This is a genomic window from Pseudarthrobacter humi, from assembly GCF_024294965.1.
GTDB classification, from domain to species: Bacteria; Actinomycetota; Actinomycetes; order Actinomycetales; family Micrococcaceae; genus Arthrobacter; species Arthrobacter humi.
This window is the reverse complement of the sequence record NZ_JANCLV010000002.1, coordinates 216,634-229,857: the sequence shown is the minus strand read 5'-3', so window position 1 is coordinate 229,857 and position 13,224 is coordinate 216,634. Positions and strand designations below refer to the sequence as shown.

At 66.8% G+C, this 13,224-nt stretch carries 11 protein-coding genes; 5 read left to right on the top strand and 6 right to left on the bottom strand.

Annotated elements, in window-relative coordinates; all coding sequences use genetic code 11:
* Window positions 1-9 precede the first annotated feature (9 nt).
* Entirely contained in the window at window positions 10-2,535 is a 2,526-nt protein-coding gene (locus tag NFC73_RS04065) for an MMPL family transporter (protein WP_254747821.1), read from the bottom strand.
* Window position 2,536: 1 nt separating this feature from the next.
* Window positions 2,537-3,226, bottom strand: a complete 690-nt coding sequence (locus NFC73_RS04060; RefSeq protein ID WP_254747819.1) for a TetR/AcrR family transcriptional regulator — start codon at window positions 3,224-3,226, stop codon at window positions 2,537-2,539.
* Window positions 3,227-3,386: 160 nt separating this feature from the next.
* Here NFC73_RS04060 and NFC73_RS04055 point away from each other — a divergent pair, with 160 nt between their 5' ends.
* The gene (locus tag NFC73_RS04055; RefSeq protein WP_254747817.1) at window positions 3,387-3,956 is read left to right on the top strand and encodes a hypothetical protein; all 570 of its coding nucleotides are present in this window, start codon (window positions 3,387-3,389) and stop codon (window positions 3,954-3,956) included.
* 95 nt (window positions 3,957-4,051) lie between these two features.
* On the opposite strand, the gene NFC73_RS04050 is transcribed toward NFC73_RS04055, so the two are convergent.
* The 4 genes from NFC73_RS04050 to NFC73_RS04035 form a co-directional block, all read right to left on the bottom strand.
* On the bottom strand, window positions 4,052-5,515 hold the full coding sequence (locus NFC73_RS04050) for a dicarboxylate/amino acid:cation symporter (protein ID WP_254747815.1): 1,464 nt from the start codon (window positions 5,513-5,515) through the stop codon (window positions 4,052-4,054).
* Between the two features lie 205 nt (window positions 5,516-5,720).
* On the bottom strand, window positions 5,721-7,406 hold the full coding sequence (locus NFC73_RS04045) for a DUF885 domain-containing protein (protein WP_254747813.1): 1,686 nt from the start codon (window positions 7,404-7,406) through the stop codon (window positions 5,721-5,723).
* 9 nt (window positions 7,407-7,415) lie between these two features.
* Complete coding sequence (locus NFC73_RS04040; RefSeq protein ID WP_254748239.1) at window positions 7,416-7,640, bottom strand: acyl-CoA carboxylase subunit epsilon; 225 nt, start codon at window positions 7,638-7,640, stop codon at window positions 7,416-7,418.
* A gap of 92 nt (window positions 7,641-7,732) precedes the next feature.
* Complete coding sequence (locus NFC73_RS04035; protein WP_254747811.1) at window positions 7,733-9,316, bottom strand: acyl-CoA carboxylase subunit beta; 1,584 nt, start codon at window positions 9,314-9,316, stop codon at window positions 7,733-7,735.
* A 235-nt stretch (window positions 9,317-9,551) separates the two neighbouring features.
* Here NFC73_RS04035 and NFC73_RS04030 point away from each other — a divergent pair, with 235 nt between their 5' ends.
* From NFC73_RS04030 to NFC73_RS04015, 4 genes are all read left to right on the top strand, one after another.
* Window positions 9,552-10,439 carry an SDR family oxidoreductase gene (locus NFC73_RS04030; RefSeq protein ID WP_254747809.1) on the top strand — a complete coding sequence of 296 codons (888 nt, stop codon included), beginning with the start codon at window positions 9,552-9,554 and terminating at the stop codon, window positions 10,437-10,439.
* Between the two features lie 68 nt (window positions 10,440-10,507).
* On the top strand, window positions 10,508-11,416 hold the full coding sequence (locus tag NFC73_RS04025) for a biotin--[acetyl-CoA-carboxylase] ligase (RefSeq protein WP_254747807.1): 909 nt from the start codon (window positions 10,508-10,510) through the stop codon (window positions 11,414-11,416).
* On the top strand, window positions 11,409-12,008 hold the full coding sequence (locus tag NFC73_RS04020) for a PH domain-containing protein (RefSeq protein ID WP_254747805.1): 600 nt from the start codon (window positions 11,409-11,411) through the stop codon (window positions 12,006-12,008). Before NFC73_RS04025 ends, NFC73_RS04020 begins: the two co-directional genes overlap by 8 nt.
* Window positions 11,998-13,122: an adenylate/guanylate cyclase domain-containing protein gene (locus NFC73_RS04015; protein ID WP_254747803.1), complete on the top strand. Its 1,125-nt coding sequence runs from the start codon at window positions 11,998-12,000 to the stop codon at window positions 13,120-13,122. Before NFC73_RS04020 ends, NFC73_RS04015 begins: the two co-directional genes overlap by 11 nt.
* Window positions 13,123-13,224 lie beyond the last annotated feature (102 nt).

Sequence of the window (13,224 nt, the reverse complement as noted above, 5' to 3'; positions counted from 1 at the left end):
CGTTCCAGCCTAGTGGACGGGCTCGGTCAGCTTCTGCGGCTCGTTTTCGCGGCGTTCCAGCCGGGCGCCCTCCACGTCCACGTCCGGCAGGATCCGGTCCAGCCACTTGGGCAGCCACCAGGTCTTTTCGCCCAGCAGGTACATGACGGCCGGCACGATGGTCATGCGGACCACAAACGCATCCAGCAGCACACCGAACGCCATGGCGAAGCCCAGCGGGCGGACCATGGTCAGGTGGCTGAAGATGAAGCCGGCGAACACACTGACCATGATGATCGCGGCGGCGGTCACCACGGCACCTGCATGGCTGAAGCCGATGCGTACGGCCTTTTTGGCCGGGGCGCCATGCATATAGGACTCACGCATGCCGAACGCGATGAATACCTGGTAGTCCATCGCCAGGCCGAACAGCACACCGATCAGGATGATCGGCAGGAAGCTCAGCACCGCGCCGGGGTTGGCCACGTCGAACACGCCGCCCAGCCAGCCCCACTGGTAGACGGCCACCACCAGGCCGAATGCGGCGGCCAGGGACAGCAGGAAACCGCCGGTTGCCAGGAGGGGAACCACAATGGAGCGGAACACCAGCAGCAGCAGGATGAGGGAGAGTCCGACGACGATCGCCAGGTACGGCGGCAGGGCGTCACCGAGTTTTGTGGAGACGTCGATGTTGCCGGCGGTCTGCCCGGTCAGGCCGATAGTGACGCCCGTCTCGGCCTGGATCTGGGTGCCGCGTTCGCGGAGTTCGCTCACCACCTGCACCGTGCCGGCCTTGGCGGGCCCCTCTTCCGGGATGACCTGGAACACGGCGGTGCGGCGGTCTTCACTCAGTGCCACCGGCACTGTTGCCACCACGTTGTCCACGCCCCGGATCAGGTCCGCGACGTCATACTGCAGTTCCTGGGCCCGGGCTTCGTCCAGGCCGGCCGGGAACTCGCCCACCACCACGATGGGGCCGGTGACGCCTTGGCCGAAGCTGCGGGCGGTGACGTCATAGGCCTGGTAGGCCTCGGAGTCCACCGGTTCGGAGCCTCCGTCGGGCAGCGCGAGCTGGAGCTGCGCAGCAGGCAGGGCGAGCGTCCCGAGCAGGAGTACGCCGGCGACGAGTGCCACGACGGGGTGCCTGGTGACGAGGCCGCCCCAGCCCCGGGTGCTCTTTTCCTCATCCCTGGCCTGGTCGGCAACCTCGTGGCCGGCCGCGGCATTGTGGGCCTTGGCCTTCGCCCAGGACCGCCGGGAGATGATGCGCCGGCCGATCAGGGACAGCAGGGCGGGGGTCAGGGTGAGCGCCACCAGGACGGCCACTGCGACGGTGCCGGCAGCTGCGAGGCCCATCACGCTCAGGAACGGCAGCCCGGGCACCACCAGGGCGGCCAGGGCAATGATGACCGTCAGGCCGGCAAAAAGCACGGCATTGCCCGAAGTTCCGGTGGCGCGTGCCACGGATTCCTCGGGGTCCATGCCTGCCAGCAGCTGGGTCCGGTGCCGGTTGACGATGAACAGGGAGTAGTCAATCCCCACGGCGAGGCCAAGCATCAGCGCGAGCATCGGGGAGATGGAGCTCATCTCGAAGGCGCCGGACAGGGCGAACGTGATGCCCACCCCGACACCGACCCCGATGACGGCCATCAGCAGCGGCAGGCCCGCGGCAATGAGCGTCCCCAGCATCAGGATCAGGACCAGGGCCGCCACACCGATGCCGATGATTTCGGCCGTGCCGAAGAGTTCCGAAATGTCTTCCGTGATTTCCTTGCTCGCCAGTGCCGTCACGCCCACGGACGAAGTCTCATGCGCGATGTCCTGGACCTGCTGGCGCACCGCCGGGGTGAGGGCGTTGATGGAGGTGTTGAACTGCACCTGTGCCACGGCAGCCTGGCCGTCCGCCGAGACAAACCGGATCCCGCCCGAAGCTTCCGCCTGCCGCTTGCCCAGGTCGAGCTTGGCCTTTGCGGCCTCCCATTCCTGGGTTCCGGCCTCGAGCTGCGCCTGGCCCTTGGCCAGGGCGGCCTTCTGTGCTCCGAGCCGGGCCTCGATCATGGCTGCGGTGGCGCCGCCGGCGGCCATCTGCTGCTCCGCTGCGTTCAGCTGCGCGGTGCCGGCGTCGAGCTCGGCGCGTGAGGCATCCAGGCGGGCCTGGCCCGCGGCAAGCTGCTGCTCGCCGGCGGCGATGGCCTGCCCGGCCTGGTCCAGCCGGGCCTGCGTGGCGAAGGGATCCACCGTGGCCTTGACGTCAGGCAGGTCACCAAGCTTGGTCAGGGCAGACGTGACGGCGGCGCGGCTCCCGTCTGTAAAGCCGCCTTCCGGGGCTTCAAAGACGATGGTCGCAGAGCCGCCCGATGCTGCCGGCAGTTCCTGCTTCAGCTTGTCCGCGATCCGCTGCGTCTCGGTGCCCGGAATCTGGAAGTTGTTGGACAGCGTGCCGTGGAAGGCGGCTGCAGAGCCGCCGACGGCCACCAGCGCAGCTAGCCAGAGCGATATGACCAGCCAGCGGTGGCGGTAGGAGAACTTGCCGAGGCGGTAGAGCAGCAGGGCCATGTCAGAGCCGTTCTTTGTTGAGGTGGGTAGTGGCGGTTGTGGACGTCGAGGAGGGGCCGGCTGCCGGAACCGGGCTGCCGAAACCGGAGCCGAGGTGGCCCATGGCGTCAATGAGCAGTTGCCGCAGGACAGCAAGTGATGCGGGGGAGAGATCGGCGCCGCATCGGGCGAACCATACGTCCATGGCCGCCTTCCCGCAGGAGATGACGGAGCCTGCGAGGGCGCGAAGGTACAGTTCGTCGACGACGGCGCCCGGGGTTCCGGCGAAGCGCTCCCGGGCCGCGGTGATGATCTCTTCGGTGCAGTGGTCCCACGCCTCAAGTTCGGACCGGGAGAGGACCGCGTTGTCCTGGGTGAGGGTGAAGAGCTCAGCCAGCGGCGCCACCGTCATGGGGTCGGCCAGCTGCATCAGGGCCGCACGCGCCGATTCGAGGATGGGCTCGTCGGCGGGCCTCTGCCGGAACTGCTGAAGGGCGTTGTCCAGGAACCCGTGCGTCATGGAGGCCAGCGCGGCCTCGGTGCTGCTGAAGTAGTTGAAGAAGGTGCGGCGCGAGATCCCGGCAGATTCGGCGATGTCCTCCACCGTGAAATTCCCGGGTCCGTGGGCGCGCAGCAGGGTCAATGCGGCATCGGTGATGGCCTGGCGCGTGGCGGCTTTGTTCAGCTCACGGCGCGAGAGAAATTCCGGCATGAAGTTACACTACGTGCAAGTTTGCACACCGCGCAAGTTGATTCACAGGAAGATGAAAGGTTCCCGACAGCTGAGCCTGAACCTGCCGCCGAAGACTGGAAGAGTCCCGTCTGGGACATCTTCACCAGCCGTCACCGGACGGCAGATCCAGGAGACAAGAATGGTAAGCACAAAGAGAATTGCCCTTGGCCTCACGGCCACCGCGCTGGCCCTTGGCGCCGGGATCGGCGTCGCCGGCATGGCGTCCGCAACCACGACGCCGACGCCCACCCCCAGCGCCAGCTCAAGCGCGTCAGCCGACGGGAGCACCGGCACTGCCCCAGCTGAAGGGAAGGGCATGCGGGGCGGCCATGGCCACGGCGGCTTCCGCGGCGTGGACGCAGCCGCACTCGCTACCAAGCTCGGGGTGGACGAGGCCAAGGTGACGGATGCGCTGAAGGCATTCCGTGACGCCAATAAGCCCACCACCCCGCCGGCTGAAGGAACCAGGCCGGACCCCGCAGCGAAGCAGGCCGAGCTCGCGAAGTCCCTCGCGGCCACGCTCGGCATCGACGAGGCCAAGGTCACCGCGGCGCTTGAAGAGCTGCGCGCCGCCGAACAGGCAGATCGCGCCGCGGCTCTGAAGACGCGCCTGGACCAGGCCGTCACAGACGGCAAGCTGACCCAGGCCGAGGCCGACGCCGTGACAAAGGCCGTTCAGAACGGAGTCATCGGAGGTGGCGGCCGCTAGCGAAAGGCTGGGCTGAGCGACACGCAGCACAGAACAGGAGAAGCCCCCGGGAGCATTTCCCGGGGACTTCTCCTGTTTGCTGTTCGAGCTGTGCGTCAGGCCTTCGCGTCGGCCAGTTCGCGTCCGACTTCCGGAGAGTCAGTACCTCCGGCGACGGCGGAAGGATCCGCAGCGGAGGAGTCGGCGTCGTCGTCCACAAACGGTGTGCCGTTGCGGGGCGCGTTGTAGAGCGCCTCGTCGAGAATGCCTTGCCGCTTGGCCACGATGGTGGGGACCAGCGACTGGCCCGCGACGTTAACCGCGGTGCGGCCCATGTCCAGGATGGGATCGATCGCCAGCAGGAGTCCGACGCCGGCCAGGGGCAGCCCCAGCGTGGAGAGCGTCAGGGTGAGCATTACGACTGCGCCGGTGGTGCCGGCCGTTGCGGCGGAACCGAGGACCGAGACGAGGGCGATGAGCAGGTACTGGCTGGCGTCCAGCTGGACGCCGAAGAACTGGGCCACAAAGATGGCGGAGATCGCGGGGTAGATCGCCGCGCAGCCGTCCATTTTCGTGGTGGCGCCCAGGGGCACGGCGAAGGAAGCGTAGGCGCGGGGAACACCCAGGCTGCGCTCGGTGACGCGCTGGGTCAGCGGCAGGGTTCCGATCGAGGACCGGGACACAAACGCGAGCTGCACGGCGGGCCATACCCCGGAGAAGTACTGCTTCACGGACAGGCCGTGCGAGCGGATCAGCGTCGGGTAAACAACAAACAGCACCAGGGCCAGGCCCACATAGATGGCGAACGTGAACTTGCCGAGCGCACCGATGGTGTCCCAGCCGTACACGGCCGCGGCGTTGCCGATCAGGCCCACAGTGCCGAGCGGGGCGATGCGGATGATCCACCACAGGACCTTCTGGATGACGGCCAGCGCCGAAGCGTTGAGGTTCAGGAACGGCTCGGCAGCCTTGCCGACCTTGAGGGCGGCGACGCCGACGGCGATGGCAATCACCAGGATCTGGAGCACGTTGAAGCTGACGGAGGTGCTGACCGTGGTGGCGGCGTTGGCGCTTTCAGTCACGGTGGAGCTGGCGCCGATGCCGAGGAAGTTCTTGGGGAACAGCCCGATCAGGAAGGACCACCAGTCACCGGACTTGCCGGCGTACTTGGCCTCCTGGGTGATGCCGGTGTTGGCGCCGGGCTGCAGGAGCACGCCGAGGCCGATGCCGATCACCACGGCGATCAGGGACGTGATGGCGAACCACAGCAGGGTGTTCCAGGCCAGCTTGGCGGCGTTGGAGACCTGGCGCAGGTTCGAGATGGAGCTCACCACGGCCGTGAAGATCAGCGGAACCACCGCGGTCTGCAGCAGTGAAACGTAGCTGGAGCCGATGGTCTGCAACGTGGCGCCGAGGCCGTTGGGGGCCGCCTTGGTGCTGCCCGTGTACTTGGCCAGCAGGCCGAGGCCCAGGCCCACAATGAGGGCGGCAATGATCTGGAAACCGAACGAGCCGGCCCACTTGGGCAGCTGGAAGCCGGTCTTTCCTGCGGATTCGGGGGTGCGGGTTTGAGTGCTCACCAGAACACGCTAGGCCCGGGTTTCATATCACGGCGAACAGATGTTGAGAAATATTACGCCGCCACCCGGGCCCTGGCGGCGCACAATCCCCGCAAATCCGGCGCCAATCAAGGCAATTGTGAAGTTATTCCCAGCGGCCATGTGCCAAAAGTCACCCCCTAAGAGGCGCCGAGGATGTGGCCCCTCAGGGCCGCACCCGGGGGACCTAGGAGAGTAGCGCCCGCCGGAGGGCGTCGAGGCCTACGGAGCCGATGTTCAGCGCTCGTGTGTGGAAGGCCTTGAGGTCGAAGCCGGGCCGGGTTTCGAGGTCGGCCCGGATCTGTTCCCAGAGGCGCTGTCCCACTTTGTAGGACGGGGCCTGGCCGGGCCAGCCGAGGTAGCGGGTGAATTCGAAGTTGAGCTGGCCTTCGCTGATGGGCAGGTTTGCCTTGAGGAAGTCGTAGCCCGCCTCCGGGGTCCATGTTCCGCTGCCCCAGCGTTCGGGAATCTCGAGTTCCAGGTGGACGCCGATGTCGAACACCACGCGGGCCGCCCGCATCCGCTGCATGTCCAGCATGCCCATGTGGTCGCCGGGATCGGCCAGGTAGCCGAGTTCCTGCATCAGCTTTTCGGCGTATAGGGCCCAGCCCTCGCCGTGGCCGGAGGTCCAGCAGATGTTCCGCCGCCACTTGTTCAGGAGTTCCCGCCGGTAGGTGGCGGTGGCCACCTGCAGGTGGTGGCCGGGGACGCCTTCGTGGAAGACCGTGGTAGTTTCGGCCCACGTGGTGAAGGTGTCTTCGCCGGCCGGAACCGACCACCACATCCGGCCCGGGCGTGAGAAGTCATCAGACGGGCCGGTGTAGTAGATGCCGCCCTCGTCGGTCGGGGCGATCAGGCATTCCAGCCTCTTCATCACGTCAGGGATGTCGAAGTGCACGCCGGCAAGCTCGGCAACGGCCTTGTCCGAGAGTTCCTGCATCCACGCCTTTAGCGCGTCGGTGCCCTTGAGTTGGCGTGCGGGATCGTTGTTGAGGACGTCCTTGGCCTCCTCGATGCTCGCCCCGGGCTTGATGGCGGACGCGACTTTTTCCTGCTCGGCGATGAGCCGGTCCAGTTCCTGGACTCCCCATGCGTAGGTCTCTTCGAGGTCGACGGCGGCGCCCAGGAAGGAGCGCGAGGCCAGTGCGTAGCGTTCCCGGCCGACGGCGTCCTGCTGCGGGGCGGCAGGCAGCAGTTCGGTGCGGAGGAACTCCCCGAGCTCCCGGTAGGCACCCCGGGCGGCGGCAGCGCCGGCGTCGAGCTTTCCCTGCGTTTCGCCCGGCAGGGAACCGTCGGCAGTCCGGGCGCCGGCGGCGAGCCTGGCGAAGAAGCCGTCTTCGGCGGCGTATTTGGTGGTCTGCTCGATGACGATGGAGACTTGGCGTTCTGCCGCGACCTTGCCCGCGTCCCGGGCGTGGCGCAGGGATTCGGTGTAGCCGTGGAGAGCGCCGGGGACGTTCAGGGCGCGGCCGGCGATGTGTTCCCAGTGCTCAGCGGTTTCGGTGGGCATCAGATCAAAAATGGCCCGGATGTCCTGCGCGGGCGAGGCGATGTTGTTCAGCTCCGCCTCGTCCCAGCCTGATTCATGGATTTCCAGCTGGAGGCCCAGTCGTTCCCGCATGGCGTCGAGGGTGACGGCGTCAACGTCGTCCTGCGGCATCAGGCCGTCCAGCGCAGCAAGGGTCTTTCGGGCTTCCGCTGCAAAGCCGGCGATGCCGGCCGGGGAGTAATCCGGGTACTCGGTCTCGTGCCCCGGCAGCCCCAGCGTGGTGGCAAGCGCCGGGTTCAGGCGGATAAGTGTGTCGGTGTAGTCGTCCGCCACGGCATCGATGGCGGAGTGCGGACGGGCGGCGGGGGCGGCTTCGGTAGTCACCCCACGAGCCTAACCCCGGCTCCGCCTCCACGCGCCGGGACCCGGCGTCGGGGCGAGCCGCAGCTGCTGGCGGCGCACCCATTCGCGGGTGGTGGGCTTCCCGTCGGCCGCGGCGTCTGCGCTGCCCAGGGAAAGCACGACGGCCGTCAGCGCCGCGAGCTCCTCGGCTGACGGTTGCCCTTTGACCACAGAAAGCACGGGGGCGTCGGCGGGCGCATTGGTTTCGCTCCCCAGCCGCTCCCTAACCTCGCGAGCTCGGTCAGGGAACCCGGCGGCCGTGGCCCCAGGCTCAACCAACGGGGCTCCGACCGGCGAATCTTTCGCGATCACAGCGGGATGTTCCCGTGCTTCTTGGTGGGCAGGCTCGCCCGCTTGTCGCGGAGGGCGCGGAGGCCCCTGATGATCTGGCCCCGGGTATCGGACGGTACGATGACCGCGTCCACATAGCCCAGCTGGGCGGCCTGGTAGGGGTTCAGCAACTCTTCTTCGTACTGGCGGATGACCTCGGCGCGCCGGGCCTCAACGTCCCCGCCGGCCTCGGCAACGGCGGCCAGGTCGCGGCGGTACAGGATGTTGACGGCGCCCTGGGCACCCATCACGCCGATCTGCGCCGTGGGCCACGCCAGGTTCAGATCCGCGCCGAGCTTCTTGGAGCCCATCACGATGTACGCGCCGCCGTAAGCCTTGCGGGTGATGACCGTCAGCTTGGGGACGGTGGCCTCGGCGTAAGCGTACAGCAGCTTGGCGCCGCGGCGGATGATGCCCTGGAACTCCTGGTCCTTGCCGGGCAGGAACCCGGGCACATCCACCAGGGTGATGATGGGGACGTTGAAGGCGTCACAGTTCCGGACGAAGCGGGCAGCCTTCTCAGAGGCTGCAATGTCCAGCGTGCCGGCGAACTGCAGCGGCTGGTTGGCCACGATCCCCACGGTGTGTCCCTCCACCCGGCCGTAGCCGATGATGACGTTGGGGGCATACAGGGACTGCATCTCCAGGAAGTGTGCGTCGTCAACTATCTGCTCGATGACTGTGCGCATGTCGTACGGCTGGTTGGCTGAATCGGGGACGAGTGTGTCCAGGGCGAGGTCGTCGTCGTTGATCTCCAGCTCCTGCTGGTGCTCCAGCACCGGGGCCTCGGAGAGGTTGTTGGACGGCAGGAAGTCCAGCAGTTCGCGGACGAACTCGATGGCGTCGGCTTCGTCGGAGGCGAGGTACGTGGCGGTGCCCGTGTTGGCATTGTGCTGGCGGGCGCCGCCGAGGGTTTCCATGTCCACGTCTTCGCCCGTGACCGTTTTGATGACGTCCGGTCCCGTGATGAACATGTGCGAGGTCTTGTCCACCATCACCACGTAGTCCGTGAGGGCGGGGGAGTAGGCCGCGCCGCCGGCGGACGGTCCCATGATGAGCGAGATCTGCGGGACGACGCCGGAAGCGTGGACGTTATTCCGGAAGATGTCGGCAAACATGGCCAGGGAGGCCACACCTTCCTGGATGCGGGCACCGCCGCCGTCGAGGATGCCCACCACGGGGCAGCCGTTGCGCAGGGCGAATTCCTGGACCTTGACGATCTTCTCGCCGTTGACCTGGCTCAACGATCCGCCGTAGACCGAGAAGTCCTGGCTGTAGACGGCAACGGGGCGCCCGTCCACGGTGCCGTAGCCCGAGACCAGCCCGTCGCCGAGCGGCTTCTTCTTTTCCATGCCGAAGGCGGTGGAGCGGTGCACGGCCAGCGCGTCAAGCTCCACAAACGAGCCTTCGTCCAGCAGCAGGTCCACGCGCTCGCGGGCGGTGTTCTTGCCCCGGGCGTGCTGCTTCTCGATGGCTTCGGGGCCGGAGGGTTGTTCTGCACGGGCCTGGCGGTCGCGGAAGTCGGCGATCTTTCCCGCTGTCGTTGTCAGATCGTGGCTCATCAAGTGTCTCCGGCTCTGTAGCAGATTGGTGCTGTAACAATGTGGTGCTGCGTGCGGTGGTATCTGGCAGGTCAGGTGCGGGATTTAAGTAGATTCCACACAAAAGACGAACCCTGCTGGCTAGTCTAATGACGCATCTGCGTGGGACGACTGTAGAAAACCTACAATTTTCCGCACTTTCCAGCGGCCAGTCCTATGTTACTCGCCAGTAACATACCTCCGCTACAGTGGAGCCATGACTTCCAGCAACGACGCACGGCCCATTGCCGCAGGGCCCTACCAGGCCACCGGGTCCCTTCGGGGCCGCACCATTCTGATGTCCGGCGGCAGCCGCGGCATCGGGCTGGCCATTGCCACCCGGGCGGCACAGGACGGCGCCAATATTGTCCTGATGGCCAAGACCGGCCAGCCCCACGCCAAGCTGGCAGGTACCGTCTTCAGCGCCGCCGAGCAGGTGGAGGCCGCAGGGGGCCACGCACTGGCAATCGTCGGTGACGTGCGCAGCGACGAAGACGTCGCAGGAGCCGTGGCGGCCGCCGTCGGACGCTTCGGCGGGATCGACATCGTGCTCAACAATGCATCCGCGATCGATCTCTCCACCACCGACGACGTGGACATGAAACGCTACGACCTGATGCAGGACATCAATGTCCGCGGCACGTTCCTGCTGTCCAAGCTGTCTCTGCCCGCCCTCCGCAAATCGGCCCACGCCCACATCCTGACGCTGTCGCCGCCCCTGAACCTGGACCCCCACTGGGCAGGCAGGCACCTGGCCTACACCATGGCCAAATACGGGATGAGCCTCACCACGCTCGGCCTTGCCGAAGAACTCAAGCCCGACGGAATCAACGTCAACTCGCTCTGGCCCTGCACTCTCATCGATACAGCGGCCATCCGGAACATGCCCGGCGGCCAGGAGATCGTCCAGGCCGCGCGCGGACCACAGATCATGGCGGACGCAGCCCACGCCGTCCTGACCGGCAGCAACCTGGCCGGCGCCGGGGCACCCAGCGGCAACTTCTATACGGACGAACAGGTGCTCCGCGCGGCGGGTGTCACCGACTTCCGTCCGTACAGCCTCGGGGCCGCGGAGGATCGCCTGGTTCCGGACATATTCCTCTGACCCGCGGGTTCCAGTCATGTGGCTGGGGGAACAGCCAGCGGCGGCGCCTGAGTCGATAGGATTCAACCATGGATGACTCACACACCCCAGGAAATCCGTTGGATCGTGGAGCCTTGGCGGACCAGGATTTCCTGGCGGCCACCGGCATCGCCAAGCTGGTGGTGGTGGACTCCACCGGTTCCACCAACGCGGACCTCCTGCGCTCGGTAACGGTTGAGCCAAGGGAGTGGCCGGACCTGTCGGTGCTGACGGCCGAGTACCAGACCGCTGCCCGCGGACGCCTGGACCGGCGGTGGGAAGCGCCGCCGCTGAGCTCCGTGTCGGTGTCCCTGGTCCTGCGGCCCGCCAATGCCGAGGGCAGGCCCCTGCCCACGCACACGTATTCGTGGCTGTCACTGCTGGGCGCGCTGGCGCTGCGGCAGACGCTTCTTGAGACCGCGGGCCTTCCGGCCGAGCTCAAGTGGCCCAATGACGTCCTGGTCCGTGGCCGCAAGATCGCCGGGATCCTGGCCCAGCTGGGGCCCATGGGGGACGGTTCTGTTCCTCCCGTTATTTTGGGGACCGGCCTGAACGTGACTTTGACCGCGTCCGAACTCCCGGTACCCACAGCGACGTCGGTTGCCCTGGAGGAACCGCTGACCGTTGATCGGACCGTGCTGCTCAAGAGCTACCTCGCCCATTTCGCCGTGCTCTACCGCAGCTTCTGCAATGCCGACGGCGACCCCGCCGCCGGGATTGCCGGCGGCCCTTCGCTCCACAAACGGGTGGAGTCCGCCATGGTGACGCTGGGCAAGCAAGTACGCGCGCAGCTGCCCGGTGACCACGAGATCATCGGGCATGCTTCGAGGCTGGATGAGTACGGCTCACTGCTGGTGGTGGACAAGGACCGCCGCGAGCATGTGGTCACCGCCGGCGATGTTGTCCACCTGCGCCCGTGGACCCCGCCGGGCCAGGGCGCTGAAAGCGGATATGCGTAAAGGCCTCGTGCCGGGCGAACAGGTCATTACGGTCACCCGCCCGCAGCCGAGGACGCTGGCCGGCCCGGCCGCAGCCTTCATTGCGGCACCGGCCGCTGCAGCATTTGCCAGTGCCTGGACCGTGCGGGGCGAGGCTACCCGGCTGATGCCGGTGGCTTCTGCTGGCTGGACACCATGGATCGTCCTTGCATGCGTCCTGGCCGCTGCGTGGATATGGTTGGCATATTGCCTGCCTCGGCTGCTGCGGTGGCAGGCAACCCGGTACATCCTCACGAGCCGGCGGATTGTTGCCCGCTACGGCATGGTGCGGCGCCGGGACGAGCAGGTCAACCTCGCGTCCATCCGCAACGTGACAGTCCACCAGTCGGTGCTGCAGCGCATATTGCGCTCCGGGAATATATCCTTGGAAACCGGGTACCAGGGTGTGGTGAACATCCAGGACGTTCCGGAAGCAGTGCGGTTCCGGGACTTCGTGCTGGATGCGATTGACGAACTGCCTGCGGGCGGGGACCCGGGGACTGATGAGATATCGGATGACACCGACGAAGCGTTGCCGTGGGAGTTGAGAGAAGGTGGAGACGATGAACGATGAGGACCAGCGGGACGAAGCGGACCTGCCGGCTCCCGCCGTGCCCGAAACCGCCCATCCGGCGACAGGCACACTCTCCCCGGAACGAGTGGCCGCCAAGGCTCTCGAGACTCGGCTGTTGGGCGGCGAACGGAAGCTGCGGCGCCGTGAGGTGGCCGCCGGGGCAGGGCTGTCCCTCCTTTCGGCCCGGAAGCTGTGGCGTGCCCTCGGCTTCCCGAACTTCGGCGACGACGACGTCGCCTTCACCGAACGGGACCAGGCTGCGCTGTCCACCGTGGTTGACCTGGTCCGCACCGGGGTGCTGACCGAAGAGGCCGCCATCTCCGTGACCCGGTCCATCGGACAGATGACCGACCGCATGGTGGTCTGGCAGATCGAGGCCCTGGTGGAGGACATGGTCCACGAGCAGGGCGTCACGGACGCTGTGGCCCGCAAGCGCCTGGTGAAGGAACTGCCCTCCCTGCTGGATGCGCTGGAGGAGATGCTGGTCTATTCGTGGCGGCGGCAGCTCAATGCCGGCGTGCAACGCCTGGCCGTGCGCGCCGAAGCCGGCCTGCAGGCCAGCGAAGAAGGCCGCGACGGCGACGAAGACGATGCCCCGCTGCCGCTGGCCCGCGCCGTCGGCTTTGCTGACCTCGTTTCGTATACGAGTCTCTCCCGCCGGATGAATGAAAAGACCCTCGCCCGGCTGGTCCAGCGCTTTGAGAACAAATGCGCAGAGATCATTTCCGTTGGCGGCGGACGGCTGGTCAAGACGGTAGGCGACGAAGTCCTGTATATCGCGGAAACTCCGGCTGCCGGAGCCGAGATCTCGCTGGCCCTTGCACAGGCGTTCACCGAAGACGAGATCCTGCCGGAAGCGCGGGTGGCGATGGTCTGGGGCAGGATCCTGTCCCGGCTGGGGGACATCTACGGCCCCACGGTCAACCTCGCCGCCCGGCTCACCACGTTGGCGGATCCGGGAACGGTCCTGATCGACTCCATGACCGCTTCCGCGCTGGACCAGGACAAGCGCTTCATTCTCGTCCCGCAGCCTGCTGAAAATGTCCGCGGGTTCGGCGAAATCCATCCCGTGCTCCTGGCGCGCGGTCAAGGCGAAGGCCTGGTCCTCGACTGACCGCTTACCGTCGCCGGCCATGACCTCCGGGTTTATCCAGTTGTTGGCGTATCACGCTATAGTCGACCGTGGGGGCGGCCTGATCCCCAACGCTAGGGGAGC